Source organism: Amycolatopsis sp. TRM77291, from assembly GCF_054166285.1.
In genome coordinates this window covers 6,874,211-6,898,970 of sequence record NZ_JBSZHF010000001.1, presented here as the reverse complement: position 1 = coordinate 6,898,970, position 24,760 = coordinate 6,874,211, and the positions used below count along the sequence as shown (strand labels likewise).

19 protein-coding genes are annotated in these 24,760 nt (G+C 69.6%); 6 read left to right on the top strand and 13 right to left on the bottom strand.

The window, feature by feature from the left end:
- The first annotated feature begins 118 nt into the window (after positions 1-118).
- Positions 119-1,294: a diguanylate cyclase gene (locus ACXIZN_RS32135; RefSeq protein WP_457958796.1), complete on the top strand. Its 1,176-nt coding sequence runs from the start codon at positions 119-121 to the stop codon at positions 1,292-1,294.
- Positions 1,295-1,704: 410 nt separating this feature from the next.
- Here the strand turns inward: ACXIZN_RS32135 and ACXIZN_RS32130 are convergent, their stop codons facing one another.
- The 7 genes from ACXIZN_RS32130 to ACXIZN_RS32100 all read right to left on the bottom strand — a co-directional run bounded on the left by ACXIZN_RS32130 (position 1,705) and on the right by ACXIZN_RS32100 (position 14,160).
- Positions 1,705-6,660 (bottom strand): RHS repeat-associated core domain-containing protein, encoded by a 4,956-nt coding sequence (locus tag ACXIZN_RS32130; protein WP_457958795.1) that lies wholly within the window; start codon positions 6,658-6,660, stop codon positions 1,705-1,707.
- A gap of 34 nt (positions 6,661-6,694) precedes the next feature.
- Entirely contained in the window at positions 6,695-7,207 is a 513-nt protein-coding gene (locus ACXIZN_RS32125; RefSeq protein ID WP_457958794.1) for a YbaB/EbfC family nucleoid-associated protein, read from the bottom strand.
- Positions 7,204-7,533 carry a type VII secretion target gene (locus ACXIZN_RS32120; protein ID WP_034309855.1) on the bottom strand — a complete coding sequence of 110 codons (330 nt, stop codon included), beginning with the start codon at positions 7,531-7,533 and terminating at the stop codon, positions 7,204-7,206. Before ACXIZN_RS32120 ends, ACXIZN_RS32125 begins: the two co-directional genes overlap by 4 nt.
- Positions 7,530-9,512, bottom strand: a complete 1,983-nt coding sequence (locus ACXIZN_RS32115) for a WXG100 family type VII secretion target (protein WP_457958793.1) — start codon at positions 9,510-9,512, stop codon at positions 7,530-7,532. The genes ACXIZN_RS32120 and ACXIZN_RS32115 overlap by 4 nt, the downstream gene beginning before the upstream one ends.
- A 12-nt stretch (positions 9,513-9,524) precedes the next feature.
- Positions 9,525-9,935 carry a hypothetical protein gene (locus tag ACXIZN_RS32110; RefSeq protein ID WP_457958792.1) on the bottom strand — a complete coding sequence of 137 codons (411 nt, stop codon included), beginning with the start codon at positions 9,933-9,935 and terminating at the stop codon, positions 9,525-9,527.
- 29 nt (positions 9,936-9,964) lie between these two features.
- Positions 9,965-10,816: an ESX secretion-associated protein EspG gene (locus ACXIZN_RS32105; protein WP_457958791.1), complete on the bottom strand. Its 852-nt coding sequence runs from the start codon at positions 10,814-10,816 to the stop codon at positions 9,965-9,967.
- A gap of 416 nt (positions 10,817-11,232) precedes the next feature.
- Positions 11,233-14,160, bottom strand: coding sequence for a helix-turn-helix transcriptional regulator (locus tag ACXIZN_RS32100; protein WP_457960648.1), 2,928 nt, complete (start codon positions 14,158-14,160; stop codon positions 11,233-11,235).
- A gap of 473 nt (positions 14,161-14,633) precedes the next feature.
- Between ACXIZN_RS32100 and ACXIZN_RS32095 the strand changes: the two genes are divergently transcribed.
- Complete coding sequence (locus tag ACXIZN_RS32095; RefSeq protein WP_457958790.1) at positions 14,634-15,728, top strand: S1 family peptidase; 1,095 nt, start codon at positions 14,634-14,636, stop codon at positions 15,726-15,728.
- A gap of 101 nt (positions 15,729-15,829) precedes the next feature.
- Here the strand turns inward: ACXIZN_RS32095 and ACXIZN_RS32090 are convergent, their stop codons facing one another.
- Together ACXIZN_RS32090 and ACXIZN_RS32085 are read right to left on the bottom strand one after the other, a co-directional pair.
- Positions 15,830-16,234: an SsgA family sporulation/cell division regulator gene (locus ACXIZN_RS32090; protein ID WP_457958789.1), complete on the bottom strand. Its 405-nt coding sequence runs from the start codon at positions 16,232-16,234 to the stop codon at positions 15,830-15,832.
- 205 nt (positions 16,235-16,439) lie between these two features.
- Positions 16,440-16,913: an Lrp/AsnC family transcriptional regulator gene (locus ACXIZN_RS32085; RefSeq protein ID WP_125679070.1), complete on the bottom strand. Its 474-nt coding sequence runs from the start codon at positions 16,911-16,913 to the stop codon at positions 16,440-16,442.
- A gap of 225 nt (positions 16,914-17,138) precedes the next feature.
- On the opposite strand from ACXIZN_RS32085, the gene ACXIZN_RS32080 reads away from it, so the two are divergent.
- Positions 17,139-18,137, top strand: a complete 999-nt coding sequence (locus ACXIZN_RS32080; protein WP_257483747.1) for a beta-ketoacyl-ACP synthase III — start codon at positions 17,139-17,141, stop codon at positions 18,135-18,137.
- On the opposite strand, the gene ACXIZN_RS32075 is transcribed toward ACXIZN_RS32080, so the two are convergent.
- A complete protein-coding gene (locus ACXIZN_RS32075) occupies positions 18,124-19,608 on the bottom strand; it encodes an adenylate/guanylate cyclase domain-containing protein (RefSeq protein WP_257489857.1) in 1,485 nt (494 codons plus the stop codon). The genes ACXIZN_RS32080 and ACXIZN_RS32075 overlap by 14 nt on opposite strands.
- 84 nt (positions 19,609-19,692) lie before the next feature.
- Here ACXIZN_RS32075 and ACXIZN_RS32070 point away from each other — a divergent pair, with 84 nt between their 5' ends.
- Entirely contained in the window at positions 19,693-20,193 is a 501-nt protein-coding gene (locus ACXIZN_RS32070; protein WP_126732387.1) for an FBP domain-containing protein, read from the top strand.
- 7 nt (positions 20,194-20,200) lie between these two features.
- Here ACXIZN_RS32070 and ACXIZN_RS32065 read toward each other — a convergent pair whose 3' ends face one another.
- Together ACXIZN_RS32065 and ACXIZN_RS32060 are read right to left on the bottom strand one after the other, a co-directional pair.
- Positions 20,201-21,016, bottom strand: a complete 816-nt coding sequence (locus ACXIZN_RS32065; protein ID WP_457958788.1) for a class I SAM-dependent methyltransferase — start codon at positions 21,014-21,016, stop codon at positions 20,201-20,203.
- 76 nt (positions 21,017-21,092) lie between these two features.
- Positions 21,093-21,785, bottom strand: a complete 693-nt coding sequence (locus ACXIZN_RS32060; protein WP_457958787.1) for a FadR/GntR family transcriptional regulator — start codon at positions 21,783-21,785, stop codon at positions 21,093-21,095.
- 74 nt (positions 21,786-21,859) lie between these two features.
- Between ACXIZN_RS32060 and ACXIZN_RS32055 the strand changes: the two genes are divergently transcribed.
- Positions 21,860-22,486, top strand: coding sequence for a GNAT family N-acetyltransferase (locus tag ACXIZN_RS32055; RefSeq protein ID WP_457960647.1), 627 nt, complete (start codon positions 21,860-21,862; stop codon positions 22,484-22,486).
- A gap of 196 nt (positions 22,487-22,682) precedes the next feature.
- Complete coding sequence (locus tag ACXIZN_RS32050; RefSeq protein ID WP_457958786.1) at positions 22,683-23,444, top strand: sulfite exporter TauE/SafE family protein; 762 nt, start codon at positions 22,683-22,685, stop codon at positions 23,442-23,444.
- A 201-nt stretch (positions 23,445-23,645) separates the two neighbouring features.
- On the opposite strand, the gene hisC is transcribed toward ACXIZN_RS32050, so the two are convergent.
- A complete protein-coding gene (gene hisC, locus ACXIZN_RS32045; protein WP_192747552.1) occupies positions 23,646-24,701 on the bottom strand; it encodes a histidinol-phosphate transaminase in 1,056 nt (351 codons plus the stop codon).
- Between the last annotated feature and the right edge of the window lie 59 nt (positions 24,702-24,760).

The window sequence follows — 24,760 nt, the reverse complement described above, 5'->3', positions numbered from 1 at the left end:
GACGATGATTATGGGGGATACGGAACTCGCCGGAGAAGGGACCGGTGCACGTCTGAGAGCTTGGGTCCGGCGCTGGGAGTTATGGTCCGGACCACGCGGTGTTCCCGCGGTTTTCCTTGTGGTGGAAGGACTTGCGGCGGCAGTCGCGGTAGTCGCCCTGCTCCGGTCGGACTACGAGACCACGGAATTCGTCCGATTTGGATCACTGCTCGGCTTGGCGGTCCTGCAGGCCGAGCTTTCGCGTTCGGTGGAACGGTTACGGCGCACGCTTTGTGACCGGCCGCATATCAACATGACTTCGGTGTGGACGTTCGCGGGGGTGCTCGTCCTGCCGCAGGGGCTCGCATTGGCCCTCGGACTGCTCATCTACCTGCATCTTTGGCTCCGGGTGTGGCGGGGGATGAGCCACCGCCCGGCGTATCGCGTGGTGTACTGCGCGGCGGCGATCGTGATCTCCTGCCTGGCTTCGGGAGCGATCGTCTCCGGGTGGAACGGGCTGCCCGTCGGGTTCGCCGGCTCGCTGAAGATCGTCGAGGCGGCGGCCGTGTTCACCGTGGTCAACGCGTTCGTCGTGGCGCTCTCGGTGTATCTGCACACCGGGGCCAGGGCGCTGCGCGCGCTGTTCGGCACCGGTGACGACAACCTGCTCGAGATCACCACGCTGGTACTCGGGACCTCGACCGCGCTGGGCATCGTGCACGCGCCCGCGCTCGTGCCGTTCGTCCTGCTGCCGGTGCTGGTGCTGCACCGCAGCGTGCTGGTGCGGCAGTTGGAGATCGCGGCGAACATCGACGGCAAGACCGGCGTCCTGAACGCGCACGCGTGGCACGCGCTGAGCGAGCGGGAGCTCACGTCGGCGGCCAGGGCGAACCGCAAACTCGGTGTGCTGATGCTCGATCTCGACCATTTCAAGCAGGTCAACGACGTCTACGGGCATCTCGCCGGCGATGTCGTGCTCAAGGCCGTCGCGAAGACGATCTCCGAGCACGTACGCGACTACGACTCCGTCGGCCGCTTCGGTGGGGAGGAGTTCGTCGTGCTGCTTCCCGGTGCGACGGAGACCGACGTGCTCCCCGTGGCCGAGCGCGTGCGGCGGGCGGTGATGGCGCTCGAAGTCGAGGTCGCGACCGCTTCGGGGCCGGGCGTCGTGCGGGGGCTTTCGGTGTCGATCGGCGCCGCGGTCTACCCGTCCGGCGGGACCGTGCTGGAACGGCTGCTGCACGTCGCCGACTCCGCGCTCTACCAGGCGAAGAACAGCGGGCGGAACCGAGTCGTCGCCCTCGCCGCCGCCTGACGACCCGCGTTTCGTTCTCTGGATGCGGTAGTTGCGAGGGCAACTATTGAGAGGTGAGTCAAAGGTGTCGTGATCCGGGGCGGGGTCGGTGGTGGGGTGAAGGGAGCCTTCACCCCGGCCACTCACTCGCGCCGACCACCTCACCGCAGGCGCCCGTGTCGCGAAAGCCACTTTCGGGACGCCTGATGTCCCGAAAGTGGCTTTCGCGACGTGTTCGACAGGCGGAAGGCCTTCACGGACCGGCAGGGTGCGGTGACCTCGCACGAAGCGCCCAAATCGGGCATCGGGTACGCCCCTGGTGTCCCTTGTGGACAGTGCGGACACGATCAGCTCGACTGGCCGCTCCCCGGCAGGCAAGACGCAACATCCGGCTTACCCCTCCTAATACCGTATCCAGAGGACTGAACGCGTCAGTCGACGTCCATCGCGTCCGGGTCCTTCTTGCCGTAATCCAGGTCGCCCCAGCCGCCCTCGCCGGTCTGGTACTTCGCCCGGTCGGCCGCGCTCGGCTCCGGGTAGCTGTCGTGGATCCGGTCGACTTCCTGCTCGTAGGTCTCGCGGTTCTGCCGCTTCATCTCCTCGGGCCAGTCCCCGTCCCGGATGGTGTCCCGGGTCATGTGCAGTTCCTTGACGTCGTGGCTGGACAGCGGCGGCGTGGTCGCGGTCGTACCGGGGCCGGTCGAGTAGGTGAGGCCCTTGCCGCTGGCGTGCGCGTCGTCGATCATCTTGTGGTACGAGTCGTCCGCGATCTTGCCGTCGAGGGTGCCGTCGGTGTTCTTGAACCCGTCCCGGAACGCGTAGTCGAGCTGGTTGAGCTGGATCGCGGTGTTCGGGTCGCCGCCTTCCAGCGCGTTGCGCTCGGAGTCGCGGTACTCCTGGCTGTTCTTGAAGCCGCTCGGGTTCGCCGAACCTTCCGTCAGGTCCTGGTCGCCCTTGTTGCCGGTACCGATATGCGACTTGTGCGCGGGTTTGGCCTCCTGATACGCCCAGGCGTGGTTTTCCAGGTCCTTCTGGTCGTGGCTCGAACCCCGCGCGCCGCCACTGCCGCGGCCGATCGCCTCGTAGGGGATCGGGTGCTCGGACTCGTGGGACTGCCCGGAGACCTTCTCCCGCCCGTCGGCCTTGAGTTCGTTGTCGTACTTCGCCGTGAGCCGGTTCTGCTCACGGTTCTTCGCGCCGTGCGTGCCGTCGAGGTAACTCTGCGGTGGGCGCCGCGGCTTCTTCGGCCCTGGCGCCGGCTTCGGCTTGGTGACCCGGTTGCCCGGCGACTTCGTCTTGCCGCCACCCCCGCGGGAGCCCTTGCCGCAGGCGCCCGTCTTCGGCCTCGTCGGCGCCAGGCCGAGCGGGTCGATCATGTCCGTCGGGTTGCCGACGTAGGCCAGCGAGTCCGACGCCGGTTCGAGGCCGAGCGGGTCGTGCGAGAGGTACCGCCCGGTGCCCGGGTCGTAGTAGCGCTTGAAGTTGTAGTGCAGCCCGGTTTCCGGGTCGTGGTACTGGCCGGGGAAGCGCAGCGGCGTGTACGCCCGCCCCGGCGGCGAAAGCACCTTGCCCCACAACGACGTGTGCAGATGCCAGGCGACGTCGCCCGACTCGTCGAGCAGTTCGCTCGGCGATCCGACGAGGTCGGTGACGATGGCGTGGAACCGGGCGTTCTGTCCGGGAACCCGTTCGATCTGCGTGATCGGCCGTTCCGTGCCCGGCTCCAGGTCCCAGACGACGGCGGTCCCGCCGCGGATCTCCTCGGCGAGGTTCGTGCCGTCCCAGGTGAAGTCGATCTGTTCGAGGATCCGGCCGTGGACGTCGAGGTGCTGCTTGGCGATCCGCCGTCCGAGCGCGTCGTAGTGGTAAAGCCAGCGCTCACCGTCGGGGGTGACGACGCCGGTCAGCCGGTCGTCGGAGTTCCACTGGTAGGTCCAGGCACGGCCGGGTTCGCGGCGCGCGATCGTGCGGCCTTCGGTGTCGTGCAGGTACGACGTCGATCCGGCGCCGGTCATCAGGGTGCCCTGGTAGCGCCGCGGTCCGACGGCCGGATCCGCGCCCGGCCAGCCCGCCTGCGTGATCGCGCCCGCGAGGTTGTAGCCGTAGCCTTCCCGCCAGCCCTGCCCCTGGACGTCGACCACACGGCCCGCCCGGTCGACCCGCAGCGACCGCGGTCCGGACAGCGCATCCGAGATCGACGAGACGAGTCCGTCCCGCAGGTAGCCGTACTCGCGGTGCTGCACGACACCCCGGCCGGTGGACACGGTCTGGGAGGTCAGCCGGTCGGCGGCGTCCCAGCTCTGGCGCAGCTCGATCGGCGTGCCTTCGAGCCGGCGCGACAATTCCCGGCCTGCCGGGTCGTACTCGAAACGCAGGGTGCGCCCGGCCGTCCGCAGCGCGACGGGGCGGCTCGCCGCGTCGTAGGCGAAGAACGACTCGGCGCCCGACGGTGTGCGCCGCGCGACGCGACGGCCGATGGCGTCGTATTCCGACAGGACGGCACGGCCGTTGAGCGCTTCCGAAACGATCCGGCCCAGCGCGTCGTAGGCGATGGTGACTTCGGAATGCGCGTTGCGCGCCGAGGTCATCCGGTCGGCGCCGTCGTAGGTGAACGTCGCGACGTCGTCGCCCGCCCGGCGGCCGACGACACGGCCGAGCGCGTCGCGTTCGATGACGACCGTCTGGCCGAGACTGTTGGTGCGCGACACCAGTTGTCCCGCGGCGTCGTAGCCGTAGCGGGTGGTGCGGCCGTTGAAATCGGTCTCGCCCACCAGGTTTCCGGCCGGGTCGTAGTCGTAGCGCCAGACGAGACCGTGTTCGTTGGTGACCGACACCAGCCGCAGCTCGGTGTCGTACACATAGGACAGTCGATCGCCGTCCGGGCCGATTTCGGCGGTGGGCAGGTCGAATTGCGAGTATTCGGTGCGCACCGCGAGCCCGCGGGCGTCCACGGCTTCGTCGGCCGAACCCGCCGTGGTGCGATTCCAGCGCCACACCGAGCCGTCTGGGTCGATCTGCTCGGCGATCTCACCGAAACCGTCCCACTTCGTCCGGGTGACACCGCCGAGCGGATCGGTGACCGAGGTGGTCTGCCCGAACTCGTCGTAGGTGTACCGCGTGACCGCGCCGAGCGGGTCGGTGACGGCGACCGGCAGGCCCGCCGCGTTCGACTCGATCAGGGTGACGCCGCCGAGCGCGTCGGTCACGACCGCGACGTTGCCCGCGCTGTCGTAGCCGTAGGTGGTGACGGCGCCGGTCGGATCCGTGGCACGCACGAGCTTTCCCCGCTCGTCGTACTCGCGCCGCCAGACCGCGCCGTCCGGCCCGGTCCGGCTGGTCCAGCGGCCGGGCGCGGCGTACTCGGCGAGCGCGCGGCCGCCGTCGGGCTGTAGCACGGTGACGACGTTCCCGTCGTCGTCCATTTCCCACCGCGTGGTGCGGCCCAGTGCGTCGGTGCGGCTGAGCAGCTTGCCGAAGCGGTCGATCTCGTACCGCGTGGTGTTGCCCAGCGGGTCGGTCTCCGCGACGATCCTGTGCAGTTCGTCGAGCTGATACCGGGTGACGTGCCCGAGCGAGTTCGTGACCGAGGTGACCAGGTTCTCCCGGTCGTACTCGATGTCGACGTCGAGGAAGCCGCCGGTGCCCTGCGCCCGCACGACGCGGCCTTCGGAGTCGAAGCCGTATCCGTACCAGCGCCCGTTGACGTCCTCCCAGCGCACGATCCGGCCTTCGGCGTCATAGGTGAACCGCAGGGGCTGCCCGGCGACGTCGGTGATTTCGACCAGGCGGCGACGCTCGTCGTACCGGTAGTTCCGCAGCGCGGTTTCCGCTCCAGGAAGCCGAAGGGCGGTGATGAGCCCGCCCTTCGACTCGACGAGCAGACGGTAGCCCGCGGAATGCTCCAGCTCCCGGGGGACGCCGTTGTCGTCGTAATGCACGGAGATCCGGTGGCCGTCGCCGTCCACGATCGCGCGCAGGGGAAGGGTGTCCCCGGGGCCGGAGAAGAGCAGCATCCCGTCCGGAGTGGTCACCGCGTAGCCGTCGTCCACTTTGGACAAGGGGAGCCGCTGCCCGAATTCCGGGAGGACAGGGCCGGAAACCGGGACAGGGTACGAAAGAAGTGTTCCGTCGGCGAGTGCGAGATGCAGGCCGTCGTCTTCGATCTCGATCCGCTGGTCCACAGTGGACGCCCACGACGCGCCGAAGAACCGGCCGAGGCGGTACGACGAGAGATGCGTCCGCGAAACGGTCAGCGGGAGGACGCCGGCGAACACGACGTCGTCCTGCGTCAGCATCATCGAGCCGGTGGCGACGTCGATCGGGTCGCCGCAGCCACCGCGGTCCTTGGGCGGGACGCGGTCCCCCGGGGTGGTTTCGTTGTCCTTGATCCGGTTGTTCGTCTCGGGTTTCGGGGCGCCGCGGTCCTTCGGCGGCGGAGGCGGAGAGCCGGACGGCGTGGTCGGCCCGTCCGTCGTCTCGTTCTTTGGCGGAGGCGGCGGATCCGATTTCACCGGCGGCGGATCGCTCTTGCCTGGCCCCGCGCCGGACGGTGAAGTACCCCCGCCGTCGGGGCTGCTCTTGGGCGTCGTGCCCTCGTCCAGCTTGTTCGGCTTCGGCGCGGGCGCGCCCTTGCCCGGCTGGAGCTTCTTCAGTGCCTTCGCCGCGCTGTCGAACAAGTCGTCCGCACGCTTCAGCAGTGGCATCAGCGCCTGGAGCGCCTTGACGGTCTTCTTCGTCAGGTTCGCGATCTTGCTCGCGGTCTTCGCCACGGCGTTGACCACCTGCGGGACCACCCAGGTCAGCCCGATCCCGAGGGTGAACAGCACCTGGAGCGCCCAGCTGATCAGATGTCCGATCAGCTCGGCGATGATGTCGCGCACCAGCGCGCGGATGGCCGCGACGACCTCGCCCGCCGTCTTCACTCCGCTGGAGGCGCCCTCGCAACCGGCCTTCGCCGACTCCAGCAGCGTGACCGTGTCTTTGGCCTGCGCGCGGTAAGCGTCGGCCGAAACCCCCGTCCAGCTCTGCAGATCGGCGGAGACCATCCCGGCCAGATCCGCGCCGACGTCGCCGAGTTCGGTCGCGATGTTCATCCAGGTCTCGGCGTTCGCGGCGATCTCGTCGGCGTTGCCGGTGAGCGCGTCGAGCGCCTCCTTGAGCGGGCCGACGTGCTCCATCAGCCAGCCGACACCGTTCGCGAGGATCGCGCCGAAGGGATCCATCGCCATCGACAGCGCGTCGAGCGCGGTCCCGACCGCGCCCAGCGCCACCGAGGCCCAGTCGCCGCTTTCGATGGCCGATTTCAGTTCGAACGCCGACTCGAGCAGTGACGAGCCGGTGTACGCCTTCGTCGAGTCCTTTACCTCGGCGACAAGCGGGTTACCCACGACGACCTTTCCGGTGTTTCAAGGGACGAGGAACTCACCAGGGCGAATTTTCCTCGTCGTCCGGCGCTTCGTGACGCTTGTCGCGAGGCGCGGGCGGCGTGTCGGCGGACGGCGCGGGGGGAGCGGGCGGGTCCGGGGACTCTTCCTCTTCCATCTCGGGGAAGCGGCTGCGCAGGGTGCCGATCATCAGCGCCCTGGTCTCCTGGTCCTCGTCGCCGAGCGATTCCTGCATGACCTCGGCGACCTGGTTCGCGATCCCGGACTGGGCCTGGTGCATGGTCTGGAGGATCTGCCGCGACAGTTCCTCCAGCGGATACGTCCTGGCCTTGTTCCCGAACTCGATGTCCGTCACGCCGCCGTCGGCCCCGACGGTGATCTTGACGGCGCCGTCGGAGCTGGTCGCGGTCAGCCGCAGCTGCTCCGTCCGCTCCTGCGCGGCCGCGTAACGCTGGGCCTTCTCTTCCAGCCCCGCGGCCCATCGGTCCATTTTGCGCTGGGCCTCGTCGGGGTCCAGCATGAGCTCGCCGAGCTCGTTCCCGCCGGTCACTGCTTTCCTCCGATGTCCAGGGCCTTGAAGTCCGCCTTGAACGGTTCCGCGTTGGTCTTGTCACCGTCTACATAGGACTTGGCCGCGGTGCGGACGTTGTCCGCCGTGGACTGGATGCCTTCCGCGGCGGCCTTGATCGTCTCCGCCGCGCGTTCGCCCGCCGGGTTGACGATCGGCGGCAGGAACGCGCACAGCAGGCCGTACGCGTCCGAAGACATCGCCGAACCGGTCGCGCCGTGCGCGGTGTTCAGCCGGTCGACGAGCCCTTCGAGATGGCTCGCGTGCGCGGTCAGGTCGTCCGGATCGACCTCGAACGAAGCTGTCACTTCCAGTCCTTGTTCTTCCAGTCGCCGATCACCGGCGGTGCCACGACCTCGTCGGGGGCGAAGAAGGACGGGTCGTCGGACTCGACGTAGTCGGCGACCTTGTGCTCCTTGTCCTCCTGGCCCTGTCCCTTGCCCGCGGCGGGGGCCATGCCGCCCATCGGGGCCATGCCGCCGGGTGTACCCGGCTTGCCGCCGGAGCCCGCCGCACGGGCCGCGGCCCCGTCGGCGTCCATCGCGCCCGCGCCGAAGGCACCGCCCATACCGAGCGAGCCCGTCGCCCGGCCGGCGCCGCCGACACCGCCGGCACCCGCGCCACCGGCGCCGGTACCGCCGCCGCCACCACCGCCGAAGCCGCTGGTACCGCCGGTGCCACCACCGCCGGGGATGTTCGGCAGGTTCGGCATGCCGAGCTTCGGCGCGTTGTACGGCGTGCCCTTGTAGGAGTTGCCGTCCGGGAACGAGGGACCGGTGAGCCGCTCGCCGATCCCGCCGGGACGCGGTATCGGCGGGATGTTCGGCATGACCGGCCTCGGCCCGCCGCTGTTGGGGCCGTTCGGAATGGGGATGTTGGGCGGGGTGAACGGAAGACCGCCACCGGGCCGGGGGCCGCCGCTCTCCGGGATGGGGATGTTCGGCGGGGTGAACGACGGCGGCGTCACGGACGGCGGGGTGTAGCCCGTGGTGCGCGTGCTGTCGTCGATCTTGGGCATGTTCGGGAGATGGGGGCTCGTCGACGCCGCGGGTTTGTAGGTCTCGCCGCCCGCCGGCCCGTTCGGGACGCCGATGTTGGGCATGACCGGGCTGGAGCCGGGACCACCACTACCCGGGCCGCCACCACCGGGGAAGCCGCCAGGACCGCCGCCGGGTCCGCCGGGTCCGCCGCCCGGTCCGCCGGTCGGCGAGTTGAACGGCGACACGCCGCCGGGGCCACCGGCCCCACCCACCGGCGTGCCGTCCATCGAAGCGACGAGGCCGTCCGGGCGCGTACGTTCCGTGGCCGCGTCGAAGGGGGTGACCTCGGTACCTTCGGCCGCCATCCGGTCGCGAAGCGTGCCGGCGGGCGAACCCGCGCCACCGCCGATGGGCGTGCCCTGCAACTGCCTGGTCGCCTGCATCGTCGGCAGCTTCGGCGGGGCGGGGAACGCCGGGGTGGCGATCGCCGAGCCGACCGTGCTGTCGAAGTCGGTCATCACCTTCGCGGCCTGGTCCCGCGCGTCCTGCTGCTTCTTGAAGGTCGAGAGATCCTTCCCGAGCTGCGCCATGTACACGTGCGGGTCGGTGATCTTCTGCAGGTTGGCGTTGGCCTCCTGCACGCTGAACGCCACCGGCGGATTCGCCGCCATCAGCTTCTGCGTCTCGTTGAGGGTCTGCGAGTGGATCTGCTGCTGCCGTCCGGCCAGCGTCGCGCCGTTCGCGGTCGCGCCGAGCCATTTGCCGACACCGGCGAGGTGTTCGCGGGCCGCGTCGCCGCCCTCACCCTCCCAGTTGGCCGTGCTCGCGTTGATCGCCTTCGCCAGGTTGCGCTGGTGCGTGGCCAGGTCGTTGCCCGCCCGGACCCACTCTTCGGAGGTCTCGGCGACCGCGGCCGGATCCGCGTTGTCCGCGATCGCGGCCTGCATCTGCTCGTGGGTGGCGTTGGCCCAGACCGTGGACGGCGGCTCGCCGGGCTGGCGGATCTCCAGGTTCTTGTCGAGACCTTCGCGCGCCTTCTCCAGCTGCCCCTCGTACATCTTCTGCGTGAAGATGTCCTTGAAGCCGTTGAGGGCGGTGTCGCCCCAGCCGAGGATGTTGAACAGGAGGTCCGTCCCGGCCGAGGCCCCGGCCCGGATCTCGTCGCCGGACGCGGCCTCGTCCGCCAGCGGCCCGACGTAATAGGCCGACGACGAATCGGCCGTGACGTCGTAGAACGGGTCGTCCGGGTTGTAGTCCTCGGAAGCGGGATCGGAGACCTTCGCGGTCTTCTCCGCGGATTCCGTCACGGGTCTCTCCTCTTAGATCTCGGTGTCGATCCGCTTCAAGGTGCGCTGGTTCTCTTCGTCGCGTTCCCGGTAGTTCCGCTTGGCGAGTTCGATCGCCTCGACGTAGGTCGGGAATTCGGCGCGCGCGGCTTCGAGCTGCGTGAGCAGGCCCTGTGCGTCCGTCGCGGTGCCGTGCATGTGCTGGGACACCCAGCGCGCGGTCGCGGTGGAGCTCATCGGCGGCGTCTTCTGCAGCTTGGTGAGCGCGCTCCAGCGCTCTTCGAGACTGTCGATCACTCCCTGGAGTGAACGGATCATCTCCTGACCGGTGCTCTCGTCGACGGCGAAGCTGCCCTGCTTGGCCATCTCCTTCAGCCGCGCACTCGCGAAGGCGACCTTGCGCGCCGCCATCACCGGCTCCAGTGCTTGTGCTTCCTCGGTCAACGGAGGATCCTCTCGCCCGGTTCAGAGGGTCAGTAGATGTCAGCGATGGCGTCCCGGATCGCGTTCGCCACGCCCGACTGGCTCGCCGGGTCGTAGTGACCGATCACGGCGCCGGAGGCTTCGTCGGTCTCGGTCCGGACCAGGTACCGGCCGTCTTCGGTGTCGAGCCAGCTCAGCGGCGTCGACCGGAGCCGTTCGCCGCGGCGGCCGATCCCGCTCACGATGATGTACCCGCCGCCGAGACGGGGGCCGGACAGCACCTTCTCCAAGACCTCGACGTCACTCTCGTCGGACCGCCGGGCCGGGGCCTCCGGCCGGGCGCGGACGACGCCGGTGAACTGGAGGTTGCCGAACGCGTCGGTCTCCTCCTCGTCGAACTCGGCTTCGGCCTGACGGCGCGCGGCCATCGCGGAGACGGCGCGCTCCTCCTTCTGCACGATCGTGCGGCGGCCGGTCGACGCGGGGCGCATCCGCGGCAGCACCCCGGAGAGGACCTCGACCAGCTCTTCGTCGGAGAAGAGCGCGAACTGCAGGAGGTCTTCGCCGTGGGCCTGCGTGATGCCGAGCGCCTGCCTGCCGTCGGTGAGGGCGAGCACGGCGATGTCCTGGCCGATACCGTCGATGCCGTTGATCGAGACGGTGATCCGGTGGTTCCCCAGCAGCGCGAACGCGGTGCGGACGGCCTGGTTCAGCTCGCCGTTGATCGACAGGCGGCGCTGTTCGAGGTCGGTGTAGACCTTCCGGATGACCGTGGCGTAGCGCTCCGGGTCGATCGAAGTGTTGCGGACGCGCAAGGGAAACAACCGGACGTCGACGCCCAGCGCCTGCCCGACCACGGTCGCCTCGACGGTCCCCAGCGCGAAATCGGCTCGCTCAGCCATGCTTCTGCGCTACTCCCTCGCGGGGGCCGGGCCCCGACTTTGTTAACGGCCAAAACAAACTAGCACAGCGCATGACACTACGGAACCACACGGACACGGCTGGACCCGATGGAATGGATCACCATGCCCGATCGGGCACTTTTCCTGCCCCTAAAGGAATAGCGGGCACGGTGATCGGCCTGCTCAGCCGGCCTCACGGCGGTGCGGACCCGTCCGGGCCGGGGGTGTCGCGAAAGCCACTTTCGCGACGTCTGATGTCCCGAAAGTGGCTTTCGCGACATCGGGCACGGGCACGCCCTTCGGGTCGCGAGAGCGCAAGCGGGCCGCCGCTCTGTCGTTGGTTCCCGAAAGTGGCTTTCGCGAGACCCCCGCCGGGCCGGACTCACCAGTGACGACCGTCCACAGGGGACGTTTCCTCAGCGGCCTGCCGAAGCGGGCGCGTAGGTCGTCATCCGGCGGGCCACGTCCGTCCGCGACCGGGCCCCGAGTTTCCGCAGCACCTTGGCCACATGCTGCTCGACCGTACGCGGGGAAAGGAACAATCCGTCCGCTATCTCCCGGTTCGTCCGTCCGTCGGAAAGCATTCGCGCGACCTCGAGCTCCCGGGGCGAAAGCTCCTGGCCGTAGCCGCGCCGCCCGCGCTGCGAGGGGGCCCACGCGCCGTGTTCCCGCAGCTGGTGACGGCAGCGGCCCGCGTCCCTGGTCGCGCCGAGCCGCTCGTAGGCCTCCGCGGCCGCCGTGAGCTCCTCGATCGCCTTGCGGTCGCCCGCGGTGTGACGGCCCGCGTTCAGCCGCGACAGGGCCGCCCGCTCCCGGGCGCCGATCGCCTGATACGGCATCGGCAGCGCCTCGTAACCCGCCGCCGCCTCGTCGAAAACCGTTGCCGCGGCGGGATGTTTGCCGCGCGCGTCGAGCAGGATCGCCCGGCCGGCGAGCAGCGCGGCCCCGGAGACCGGCGAGTCCTTGCCGTCGATCCCGCGGGCGAATTCCTCGACCACGGCGTCCGCCTCCGACCAGCGCCCGGCCCGCGTGTAGGCCTCGGCCGCGGCGGGGACCAGCGCGGCCGCCCACACCCAGACACCCTTGCGCCGGGCCGCCGCGACGGCGTTGTCGGCCACCGCGCACGCTCCGTCGACGTCGTCCGTCGCGAGGAGCACTCGGATCAGGACCCCCGCGGCCGAAAGGACCACCGGGATCGGCCCGTGCTCCGGGGCGTGGACGCTCGCCGCGGCCAGATGTCGTTGCGCGGCGGCGAATTCCCCGCGAACGGCGGACAAACCGCCGAGGACGAGCGAGCACTCCATGACGATCGGGCCGAGGTCGGGGTAGGCGTCGCGCAGCTGTTCGGTGGCCTCCGCGAGGCCGGACCAGTCGCCGCGCACCCAGTCGAGCCGGACCCGGGTGCCCTGCGCGAGCCCGGCGGCGTAGAGCGCCCCGGCGTCGGTCGCGCGGCGGATCCCCTCCGTGACCAGCTTTTCCGCCCTGGTCAGATGGCCCGCCCAGGACTGAGCGTCGGCGAGGTTGCACCACAGCCGCGCCAGCTGGACCCGTTCGGCGACGCCGGCCGCCTGGTCCGGCAGCGCGGTGAACTCGGCCCAGGCCGATCCGTCGCCGATATGCGCCTGGGTGGAGATCCGGTCCCCGAGCAGCGCGAGCCGCAGTTCCGGGTCCTCGATCCGGCCGAAGACCTCGCGAGCCCGCTCCATCCAGACCTCGTGCCACGACAACGGGGTCAGCCCGTCGATCGGCTGGGCGAGCAGGTTGATCCCGCGCGCGGCCAGCTCCGGCTCGTCGACCAGCTCGGTGATCGCCTTCTCCACCTCGACCCGCCCGCGGCCGAGGCGCCCGATCGTGCGGACCAGCAGCATCCCGAGGCTGAGCCGGATCGTCCCGCGCACGCTCGGGCGCAGGTCGGTGAGGTCTTCGAGGATCCGCTCCAGCGTCTCGATGACGTCCGGGCGGAACCCGCGCAGCGCGACCTGGCTGAGCTTCGTGGCCAGCCGGGCGATGTCGTCCTCGCCGAGCCCCGCGTCGGCGAGCACGGACTGCAGCAGATCGATGGCCCGTGACGTGTCCCCGTGGGCGATGGCCTCGTCGGCGGCGGCTTCGGCGTAGTGGCGCCACTGTTCCGTCCGCCCCGCCGCGCGCGAGTGGTTCGCCAGCAGGGTGAGCGGCGGGACCGGCTGATCGGCCAGCACCTGGATGGCGCGCGAATGCAGCAGGCCGCGCTCCGGGCCGCTCACCGTGTCGTAGACGGCCTTGCGGGCCAACGGATGCCGGAAGCCGTAGCGGTCGCCACCGAGTTCGCCGAGGACCCCACCATCCAAAGTGGACAAAAGGGCGGCGCGGAGCGCGTCGCCGTCGAGCCCGGCGAGTTCGCCGATCACCGCGGGCTCGGACGGGACGGCGAGAACCGCCGCCGCGCGGGCCAGCCGGACGGCGGGGCCGGGAAGCGCGTCGAGGCGTTCGGTGATGGCCTCACGCAGGGAGATCGGGACTTCGAGGCTCTCCAGTAGCCGATCGCTCAGCACTTCGCCGATCGGCAGGCGGCCGGCCGCGTCCCGCAGCGCCCGCAGGGTCTCCTCGACCACGAACGGGATCCCGGCGGTGCTTTCGTGGAGTTTGGCGGTGAACGGCGCGGAAACCCGCGGCAGGTCGAGCAGTTCCTCGGCCAGCTTCCCGACGGCCTCGACGTCCAGCGGGCCCAGCGTCACGCGGGCGGTCTGGACGTTCGGCGGGGTGCGGAACGGGATGCCCGCGCCGCCGTGTCCCGACGGCGAGCCGGTCCGGTACGCCGCGACGACGGCCAGCTCGGCGGGCATGGCCGCGGCGAGGAAACGCATGAGGTCACGGGTGCCCTCGTCGGCCCACTGGAGGTCGTCGATCAGGACGAGCGCTGGCCCGCAGGCGATCAGGAGTTCGCGGACGGCGCGGAACTGGCGGTGCCGTTCGGCGCACGGGTCGGCGAGTGGTTCCGGTTGGGGCGGAAGGCTTTCCGCCAGTTCGGGCAGCAAGGGTCTCAGCACCCCGGCGACCGGGCTGAGCGGGCCGAGCGGCCGGTCGCCGGCCGAACGCAGCGCTTCGAGCACCGGTCCGAACGGGAACGGCTCGCGCATCGGCTGGCAGGCACCCTTGAGCACCCGGCCCGCCGCGAACTCACGGCGCCCGGCCAGCTCTTCGAGCAGCCTGCTGCGGCCCATCCCGGGTTCGCCCTCGATCAGCACGGCGGCGGGACGGCGCAGCAGGATCTTCACGATCGCCGAGACCTCGACGTCGCGGCCCACGAGCGCCGTCGATCCGGCGCGGACCGAAACCGAGGTCGGGCGAGGGGTGGCAAGCCACATCATGCGCTCCTCGGTGGGGAGTTCCCGCTGAGCCCGACACGATCTTGTGCGTTGTCCTGCGGAGCCTAAGCACTGCCTACTCGGTCGTAAACCACCCAACACGGACACCTTGGGCACCCCCTGAGGCCGTTCGAGGACGCAGCGTCACCGGTTGGCTGACGGATCGTCGGTTGGAAAATCACCGGACACCCGAAACGTCGGCGACCAACCCGATTCAGCGAGTCATCCCACGTTCAGGGGGTGGTCATGACTACGCAAGGTATTTGCCTCGAAACCCTACTTACGGACGGCCCCGTCCGGGTGCCTGCACTAGGTGGCCGCCCCTGGAGCAGGGGATTCGCGTCCCGAAGAATGGGTATACCTATCCCGCGCCGACCCGGATTGCGGCCTTCGTCCGAGTCCAGAACGCTCACCCGTCAGGGGAGGGATATCGCATGGCGAACCGGAGCCGTGCGTGATGACGAGGGAGAAGCATGAAGATCACGAAGCTCCTCGGTGTGGCCGCCACGGCAGCACTGGCCACCGGCGCGCTCGTCACGGGTACCCCCGCGGCAGCGTCCTCGGACAATCTTCTCAACGCCGAGATGGTTCCCGCCCTGCAACGGGACCTCGGCCTGACCGCCGATCAGGCGCTCGCCCGGATCCAGAGCGAGACGGCCGCCGGCGCGCTCGAACAGTCACTCGCCTCGGCGCTCGCCGGCAGCTTCGGCGGCGCGAGCTACAACGAGGCCACCGGCAAGCTCCGCGTCGGCGTCACGGACGCGGCTAAACTGGGCCAGGTCCTCGCCAGCGGCGCGGAAGCGGAACTCGTCCGGTTCTCGGCGGCCCAGCTCGATTCCACTGTGGACAAACTGAACGCGGGTGAGCGCGCGGCGGACGGCGCGATCACCGGCTGGGGAGTCGACACCAAGACCAACCGCGTCACGGTGAACGTCCTGCCGGGCAAGAGCGGCGTCGTCGACTCGTACCTGGAGAAGACCAAGGTGGACAAGGCCGCCGTCGCGGTGGTCGAGACCACTTCGGTGCCGACGCTGAAGTACGACGTCCGCGGTGGCGACGCCTACTACATCAACAGCTCCTCGCGCTGCTCGATCGGCTTCTCGGTCAACGGCGGCTTCCTCACCGCCGGCCACTGCGGCCCCGGCACGGTGACCGGCTACAACCGGGTCGCGATGGGCTCGTTCGCCCGCGCCAGCTTCCCCGGCAACGACTACGGCCACGTCCGGGTCAACAGCAACTGGGTGCCGCGCGGGGTCATCAACAACGGCACCCGCGTGAGCGGTTCGACCGTGGCGGCCACCGGCGCGTCGGTCTGCAAGTCGGGCTCGACCACCGGCTGGACCTGCGGCACCGTCGGCGCCAAGAACCAGACCGTCCGCTACGCCGAAGGCACGGTCTACGGCATGACCGCCACCAACGTCCGCTCGCAGGCGGGCGACTCCGGCGGCTCGTTCATCGCGGGCAACCAGGCCCAGGGCATGTTGTCCGGCGGCAACAGCTCGGTGACGTACTTCTTCCCGGTGCGGCCGGCGTTGTCCGCGACCGGGACCTCCCTGGTCCTCGGCTGACCTCAGCCCCGGTCGACCGGGGACCGTGAACAGGACGAAGGGCGGACCGAGTGCCTCCAGCGCACTCGGGCCGCCCTTCGTCTTCTTGCCGCGGGAAAGTCTCAGACGTTGCTGATCTCCTCGATCAGCGCCTCGACGTCGAAGTGCTCGCTCTCGGCGCCGAGCGGGACGAGCTCGTACGTGGACTCGAGGAACGTCTCGACGTCCTCGCGTTCGAGCTCGAACGACGCGTAACCGTCGGGTGACTCGATTTCGAGCGTCAGCAGCGCCTCGTCCTCCGAGAGGTCGGGGCGGACGCGGACGTCGCCGAGCCCGGCGGGATCGGTGAGGCCGGTGACGAGCAGCTCACGCGCGAAGGTCCACTCGACCCACCGGCCGCGCTCCGTCCGGAAAGACACGGTGACCGCGAACGGCTCGCCGGCGTGGAAGGACAGGCGGGAAAGGACGGGCGTGCTGCTGTTGTTCAGCAGAACGAACTGGCTCTGGTGAATTGCGTCGGTGTGCACGGCCACTCCTCTGGTGCTCGTGGTTCGCGCGGCGCGAACTTTTCGTCTCGGGGAGGAGATGCCCGGACCCGCACCGGATGACGCGACTGCGACGACGTTCACGCTATCGGCTGCATCTGTCCATAGTGGTGTAACGCCCGGCACAGACCCCTTGCGTCCGGGCGGATACCCGTGGTGACGAGGTCGCCTTGTCCTTTTTGGACCCTCAGGGCTCCAGTGGCAGCGTCAGTCCCGTCTTGACCCGGTCCATCGCCACCGACGTCGTGAAGTGCCGCACGTTCGGGTTGTCGAAGAACATCCGCCGCGTGAACGTCTCGAAATCCGCCATGTCCCGGCAGGTCACCACGAGCACGAAGTCCGCGTTGCCGGTGACGTAATAACACTGCTGGACGTTGTCGTCCGCGAGCACCTGGCGCCGGAACCCGTCGAGGACCGCGAGGTTCTCGCGTTCCATCTCGACCATCACCACGAACGTCATCGACAGCCCGAGCGCCCGCGGCGACAGCACCGCCACCTCGCGTTCGATCACCCCAGTCTCCCTCAGCCGCTTGATCCGCCGCTGCACGGCGGCCGCCGACAGGCCCACCTTCGCGCCGATGTGCTCGGCGATCGTGCGGGCGTCGGACTGGAGGCAGGCGAGGATGGCGACGTCCATGCGGTCGAGGTCGGGTGTGTGCACCAGGTCAGGCTAGCCGGACGGCTCTCCAGGGCGCCCGTTCTCCGGCTGCGCCACGACGCGGTGTGCGTCACCCGTTCGGGTGCTCGACCCGTGTGCCCGGTCACTCCCGGAAAGAAGGTGAGAATTCTTTGAATTGTGACCCGGAACACAACTGACGGGTCTACTGAATGGTAGCGCTTACAAGTGAATGGCAGACCTCTCATTTCCCCGCGAAAGGATTCCTTGGTGCCCTCATCTCAGGCCGCCGTTCTCGCCGGTCTCGGCTCATGGCTGCCTCCGCGCGTGGTGGGCAACGAGGAGATCGCCCAGCGGCTGGACACCTCCGATGAGTGGATCCGCTCGCGGACCGGCATCGCCGAACGCCGGGTCGTCGACCCCGGAACGTCCACTGTGGACCTCGCGGTCGAGGCGGGCCGCCGGGCGCTGGTGTCCGCGGGGGAGACCACGGCGGACGCCGTCGTGCTCGCGACGTCCACGGCCGACCAGCTTTGCCCGGCCAGCGCGCCGCAGGTCGCCACCGAGCTCGGGCTGAACGGTGTCGCCGCGTTCGACGTCAACGCCGTGTGCAGCGGGTTCGTCTACGGGCTCGCCACCGGCGCCGGGCTGATCGCCGCCGGGATCGCGCGACGGGTGCTGGTGATCGGCGCCGATGTCTTCACCTCCCTCGTCGACCCCGAAGACCGCGGCACGGTGCCGATCTTCGGCGACGGCGCGGGCGCGGTCCTGCTGCGCGCGGGCGACCCGGACGAGCTCGGTGCGCTCGGCCCGTTCGACCTGCACAGCGAAGGCGCGCTCGCGGAGCTGCTCTGGGTGGAGGCCGGCGGCGCGAAGAACCGCAGGTCGGACGATCCGCGTGACCACTATCTGGTGATGCAGGGCCAGACCGTCTTCCGGCACGCCTGTGCCCGCATGGCCGAATCGGCGCGCGCGGTACTGGACTCCGCGGGCTGGGCGGTCGGCGACATCGACCGGTTCATCGGGCACCAGGCGAACATCCGCATCCTGCAGACCTGCGCGAAGCAGCTCGGGCTCGCGGAGGACGTGATGTACTCGAACATCGAGAAGGTGGGCAACACGAGCGCCGCGTCGATCCCGATCGCGCTGGCCGACGCGGCCAAGGAAGGCGCGCTCCAGCCGGGGCACCGCGTCGTGATGGGGGCCTTCGGCGCCGGACTGACCTGGGGTTCGACGCTGCTGCGCTGGCCGGACGTCATTCCGGGCTGAGCACGCTCGCCTCCCAGGCGTGCGTCGGCTCCTGGCGGCCGCGCAGCTCGAGTTCCGCGTACGGCTTCCAGTGCGCGCGCTCGCTCTCCAGCGCGGCCTTGAGCACCGCTTCGCTCGCCAGGATCCGGCCGTCGGCGGATTTCGCGTCCTCGGTCAGCCGCGCGGCCTCGTTCACCGCGTCACCGATGACGGTGTACTCGAACCGGCTGCTGGTCCCCAGCTGACCGGCGAACACCCGCCCGCTCGCGACGCCGATGCCGAGGTCCAGCTCACCGGTCTCCTGCACGGCGTCCCGGATGGCCCGCGCGGCCGAAAGAGCCGCCGTCGGCGCGTCCGCGAGCCTGGTCGGAGCGCCGAAGACGCAGAGCGCGGCGTCACCCTGGAACTTGTTGACCAGCCCGCCACGCGCGCCGACCGCGTTCACCACGCTGGTGAAGAACCGGTTGAGCATCTTCACGAGGTCTTCGGGCGGGGTGCGGCTCGCCAGGGCCGTCGAGTCGACGACGTCGACGAACAACGCCGTCACCTCGCGCACGTCGCCCGACAATGAGGCGCCGTACTCGAGCGCGTGCCGCGCGACCTCGTCCCCGACGTGCCTGCCGAAGAGATCCCGCATGCGTTCCTGCTCGCGGAGCCCGGCGGCCAGGTCGTTGACCGACGTCTGGAGCAGGCCGATCTCGCTGGAGTCGTCGACCTCGACCACGATCTCCTTGTTGCCGCGCGCGATCTCGTCGAGGGCGACCCGCAGCCGGTGCAGCGGCGTCGCGACGGCCTTCGCGAGCAGGCCCGTCCCGATCGCGCCGACGGCCAGCCCGATCACCGAAATCATGATCAGGCTCGCGACGTGGTCACCCTGGCCGAGATCCGGCGGCGTGGCCACCAGCAGGACGCCGAGGAACGGGACGCCGCTCGCCAGCGACCAGGTGACGACCACCCTGGTCAGCACGGTGACCTTGAGCGTCCCCTTCGGCGGGGTCACCTTGAGCGCGATCGTCATCACCGGCCGCGCGACCCATTCGGCGGCGAGGTAGGTGAGACCGACCGTGGTCAGCCCGCCGAGCCCGATCACCAGCGCCATCCCGAGCGCGTCCATCCAGGACCCGAGCACCCGCGCGAGCGCGCCGAGCACGATCGTGCCGATCAGCCAGAGCGTCCCGCTGACGATCCCCATGTCGATGGGGAGCCGGAGCGCCCGCTCGGCCTCGGCCTTCGTCGGCGGGCGGCCGAACACGAACCAGACCGCCGTGCGCCGCTGGAGCCAAGCCGTCCACAAGGTGCCGACGACCAGTGCCAGCGCGACGATGCCGGCCGCGGTGACGCTGAGGATCCAGCCGCGATCGCCGACCTCGCTCGGCAGGCCCTGCAGGAGCAGCAGCAACGCGACCACTCCGGCACCGCACACACTGGATCCGACGCCGAGCGCGGCGAAGCCGAGACTGGTCCTGAGCACCAGCCGGAACCGGCTCGACATCGTCATCCCGCGCACCCGGTGATCGTATGACCTCCGGCGGAAAACGGTTCGCCCGTTCTCGGGTGCGGTGGTTACCGTGCGGGTATGGAACCGCTGGGCCAGGACGAGATCAGGGCGTCCTTCGTGAACTGCACCCGAGGCGAGGCCAAAGGGGTCACGCTACCCGCCCGGCCCGAAGAGATCCCTTGGGAGAACAGGGAATTCCTCGGCTGGCGCGATCCGAAGGCCGCCTCCCGGGCGTATCTCGTGCTGCCGTACCGCGGGGAAACCGTCGGGCTGTCCCTCCGTGCCGCTCCCCGGCCGAAGGGCCGTGTCCTGCTGAGCAACATGTGCGGCCTGTGCACGACGACACATCCGCTGTCCGACATCGCGCTGTTCTCCGGCCGCCGCGCCGGGAAATCCGGGCGGGAGGGCAACACGCTCGGCATCTACGCGTGCGCGAATCTGGCGTGCAGCCAGTACATCCGCGGCGAGCTGAAGTCGGACGTGCCGCAGCCGTTCGAGTCCTTGACGCTGGAGGAACGTGTCTTCCGGCTGGAGGACAAGCTGCACCGGTTCGTCGAGCGGGTGCTGGAGTCCCGCTGACCCGCTTTCAGAACCGCATCCGCAGGATCCGCCCCATCTTCTTGAACGCCGGGAACAGCCCCGCGACCCACAACTGCGCCCGCATCGACGCCGAGATCCGCGCCTTCACTTCGGGCGTCGCGTAATCCGTCGAGTCGAGTTTCGACACCAGCGTCAAGCCGAGCCGTTCCAGTTCGGAGATCTCGTCGATGCCCCAGTACAGCGTCGCCTTGGCCTTGCGGACCACCGGGTTCAGCTTCTGCAGCTTGATCCCCAGCGTGCTGAAGATGTCGAAGACCATTTCGCCGCCCTGCGGGAAATGCGCGATCAGCCGTCGCAGCAGTTCCTCGCCTTCGGACGGCCGCAGGTACATCGTCAGCCCCTCCGCGATCACCAGACCGGGTTTGTCCGACGGGATCTCGTCGAGCCAGCCGAAATCCGTCACGGACGAGCCGATGGTCCGGTATCCCTCCCGTTCGGGGTAGATCCGGGCGCGCAGATCGACGACGTCGGGGTAGTCGACGTCGAACCACCGCACCGTAGGCGGCGGATCGACGCGGTACACGCGGCTGTCCATCCCGCAGCCGAGCTGGACGACGGTCGCGTCCGGGTGCTCCCGGAGGAACGACGCGGCCCAGTCGTCCATCGGCTTGGCCCGCATCGCGACGGTCAGCCCCATGTCGGCGTTCACGCCCAGCGACGCGAAGTCGTAGTCGATCTGCTTGACGGCCTCGTCGGCGGCCTTGTCGCCGAGGATCGGCCGATCACCGCGGGCGTCGAGCGCCCGGCCGTACAGCGTGGCGAGCATGGTCGCCTTTTCTTCGGTGAACCGGACCTTCTCCACCGCACACCCCCGTCAGAAGTTTCACAAACTTCTGAAAACAATACTCGCGTCAGGGCGGTCGCGCCATCAGGAAGCGTCAATCCCGGGTCGTGTAGTCGTGGACGTAGGTCTTGGCGTCGAGCAGATGCCGCAGGGTGATCTCCCGCGCGGCCGCCGCGTCCGAACCGCGGATCGCCTCGAGGATCGCGCGATGCTCGTCGACGGCCTTCCGGATCTGCCCCGGGAGCCGCAACGCCGCCCGCCGCTCCTCGCCGACCAGCGACAGCACCGAACGCAGCAGATCGGTGACGTCGTCGTTGCCCGCGTTCTCCGCGATCACCCGGTGGAATTCGGCGTCGGCCGCGATCACGCGCAGCATGTCGCCGTCGGCCGCGGCCCGGTCCATCTCCTCGACGGTGCCCGCCAGCCGTTCGAGCACCCGTGGCGTGTGATCGAGCGCGAGCCGCTCGGCCAGCGTCGGTTCGACGGTGGTCCGCAGGTCGAACAGCTTCTCGACCAGTTGCTCGTGCTCGGAGAACCAGCCGCGCAGGGGCCGCTCGTCGAGGTTCTCGCGGACGTAGGTACCCGAGCCCGGCCGCACCTGCACGTAACCGATGGAATCCAGCACCCGCAACGCCTGCCGCAGCGAACCGCGGCTGATGCCGAGCTGCTCGCAGAGCGCCCGTTCGGCGGGCAGTCTCGATCCGGCGGGGAGCCTGCCCGAGTCGATCATCGTGCGCAGATGATCGACCGTCGCACTCCACACCTGTTCGCGCTCGCCGCCCGCCACGGTGCCATCCTCGCAGGTCCGGCGGAACGCCCGGAATTGTCGGTGCGGGGTGTCATCATCCGGGGATGACTGGGGTGGCGGGACTGATCAAGGCCTGGGTGCACGGCTGGGCGCTTTCGCGCGGCGTCGGGCTCCCGGTCGCCGAGCCGGACGGCTACCGGCTCGACGTCGGGCGCCCGGGGCATCGCGTGCGCTATGTGCTGGCGGACGCCGGATCGGTCGAGCGCCGGGCGCGTTCGCTGCACGAGCCCGGAACGTGGTTGAAGGTGAGCGGATCGCGGGACGAGGTGGCGAAGACGGTGCCGCCGGAGTGGGAGCTCGGCCCGCCGGAGTACCTGATGAGCGCCCCGATAGCGCTGCGGCCCGTGATGGCCGCGCCCGAGCCGTACCGGGCGGAGCTGGTCGGCGACGGCGTCGTCACCGACGTGGTGGTGCGCGCGCCGGACGGTTCACGCGCGGCCACCGGCCGGGTAGCGATCGCCGGCGGCACGGCCGTGATCGACCAGGTCGTGACGGAGCCCGAGCACCAGCGGCGAGGGCTGGGCAGATTCGTCATGCGCAGGCTCGACGAGGTGGCGGTCGCCGCCGGGGCGGAGCGAGCGGTCCTGGTCGCGACGGAGGAGGGCCGCGCGTTGTACCTGGCGCTCGGCTGGACGGTCGCCGCGGAGATCACCGCGGCCCATCTCCCGGAGGAGAACTGAACGGCGGCGGTGTTCAAGGACATCCGTCTCGACGCGGCCGACCACCAGGTCCTCGCCGATCGGTGGTGCGCCCCGAAGCAAGGAGTTCTGCGTCTTCCCGTCGAACGAGACATAACGGGCTCGTTGAATGTTCGACTAGACACATCCGGAGCGCGAAAGGAGGTAACGGTGCTTAGGGTGCGGACGTGAGCGCTTTATGACGTGGTGGCACGCTGTCGTGATCTTCGTCGCGGGGCTCTGGGCGGGCACCATCAACACGGTCGTCGGTTCGGGCACGCTGGTGACCTTCCCGGTTCTCGTCGCCCTCGGCTACTCGCCGCTGACGGCGACGACGTCCAACGCGATCGGCCTTGCTCCCGGCACGGTCAGCGGGGCGATCGGCTACCGGGAGGAGCTCAAGGGCTACTGGCCCCAGGTCGCCAAACTCGCGGTGGCGTCGTTCTTCGGCGCGATCTGCGGGACGATCCTGCTGCTCTCGCTGCCGAAGGACGCTTTCGAGACCGTCGTACCCGCGCTGGTCGGCCTGGCGGTGGTGCTCGTGATCGTCCAGCCGCGGGTGTCCGCCTGGGTCGCGAAGCGCCGCGAGGAGAACGGGACGGTCCACAAGATCGGGCCGCTCCTGCTGTTCCTGATCTTCCTGATCGGCATCTACGGCGGATACTTCACGGCCGCGCAGGGCGTGATGATGATGGCCGTGATGGGGATGCTGATGTCGGAGTCGCTGCAACGGCTCAACGGCGTCAAGAACGCCCTGTCGGCGGTCGTGAACATCGTCGCCGGCGCGATCTACGCCTTCATCGCGCCGGTCAGCTGGCCCGTGGTCGCGCTGCTCGCGGTCGGGTCGACGATCGGCGGCCAGATCGGCGCGAAGATCGGCCGCAAGCTCTCGCCGAAGGTGCTGCGCGGCGTCATCGTCGTGATCGGTCTCGCCGCGATGGTGCAGCTGCTCCTCAAGTAGGAACGGCCGCATTTAGCCGACTAAATGCGGGCTTCCTTCGCGGCCTGGGGTCCCGTGCTGATGTCGCGAAGGCCGCGTTCGGGACATCAGGCGTCGCGAAGGTGCCTTTCGGGACAAGCACCCTCGCCTCTCGAAAGGGGCAGCCCGCACTTAGCCGACGAAATGCGGGTCGACGAAGCGCGGGCCGCCCGAAAGCCGTCCTCAGCGCGGGAAATCCCCGGCCGCTTCGAGGAAGAGGTCGTTCTCCTCAGGCGTCCCGATGGTCACTCGCGCGCCTTCGCCCGCGAAGGGACGCACGATCAGCTTGCGCTCCAGCGCGTGCTCCGCGAACTCGGTCGTCCGCTCGCCCAGCGGCAGCCAGACGAAGTTCGCCTGCGTCTCCGGCACCTCGTAACCCTTGGCCACCAAGGCATCCCGGACGCGGGTGCGCTCCGAGACGATCTCCTTGCAGCGTTCCAGCAGCTCGTCGGCCGCGTCGAGCGAGGCGATGGCCGCCGCCTGGGCGATCATGTTCACCGAGAACGCGACGTAGACCTGCTTCAGCGCGACGGTGATCGCTTCCGGCGCCACCGCGTAACCCACGCGAAGACCGGCGAGGCCGTACGCCTTCGAGAAAGTCCGCAGTACCGCGACGTTGTCCCTGCCGCGCGCGAGTTCGACACCGTCCGGCACCTCGGCGTCGGTCACGAACTCCTTGTACGCCTCGTCGAGCACGACGAGCACACCCGAGGGCACAGCGTCGAGGAAGCGCTCCAGTTCCGCCCGCCGCACGACCGTCCCGGTCGGGTTGTTGGGGTTGCACACGAAGACCAGCCGCGTCTTGGGCGTGATCGCGGCCAGCATCGCGTCCAGGTCCAGCCCGTGCCCGGCGGTCAGCGGCACCTTCACGCTGACGGCGTTCGCCACCTGCGTGACGATCGGGTACGCCTCGAACGAACGCCACGGGAAGACGACCTCGTCGCCCGGGCCGCACAGGGCCTGGATCATCTGCTGGCAAAGGGAAACCGAACCGCAGCCGACGGCGATCCGCTCGACCGGCTCGTTCAGCTCGCGGGCCAGCCGCTCGACGAGCCCGGAAGCGGTGATGTCCGGGTACCGGTTGATGCCCTGCGCCGTCTCGGCTATGGCCTGCGCCACACTCGGCAGCGGCCCACCGGGGACCTCGTTGCTCGCCAGCTTGATCGCACCCTGGATTGTCCGGCCAGGGACGTACTTCGGCAACGATTCGAGATCCGCACGCGGCGAAACAGGTGACATCTTCGGCGCTCCTACGTCTGGGGGACGGCTCCGACACCGTATCCTCCCGCGTCGGCGCA

Bases quoted from the DNA above. Each gene is read 5' to 3' on its own strand.
- ACXIZN_RS32105 (WP_457958791.1), bottom strand. From the start codon at position 10,816: ATGGCTGAGCGAGCCGATTTCGCGCTGGGGACCGTCGAGGCGACCGTG.
- ACXIZN_RS32100 (WP_457960648.1), bottom strand. From the start codon at position 14,160: ATGTGGCTTGCCACCCCTCGCCCGACCTCGGTTTCGGTCCGCGCCGGA.
- ACXIZN_RS32095 (WP_457958790.1), top strand. From the start codon at position 14,634: ATGAAGATCACGAAGCTCCTCGGTGTGGCCGCCACGGCAGCACTGGCC.
- ACXIZN_RS32075 (WP_257489857.1), bottom strand. From the start codon at position 19,608: ATGTCGAGCCGGTTCCGGCTGGTGCTCAGGACCAGTCTCGGCTTCGCC.
- ACXIZN_RS32070 (WP_126732387.1), top strand. From the start codon at position 19,693: ATGGAACCGCTGGGCCAGGACGAGATCAGGGCGTCCTTCGTGAACTGC.
- ACXIZN_RS32050 (WP_457958786.1), top strand. From the start codon at position 22,683: ATGACGTGGTGGCACGCTGTCGTGATCTTCGTCGCGGGGCTCTGGGCG.
- hisC (WP_192747552.1), bottom strand. From the start codon at position 24,701: ATGTCACCTGTTTCGCCGCGTGCGGATCTCGAATCGTTGCCGAAGTAC.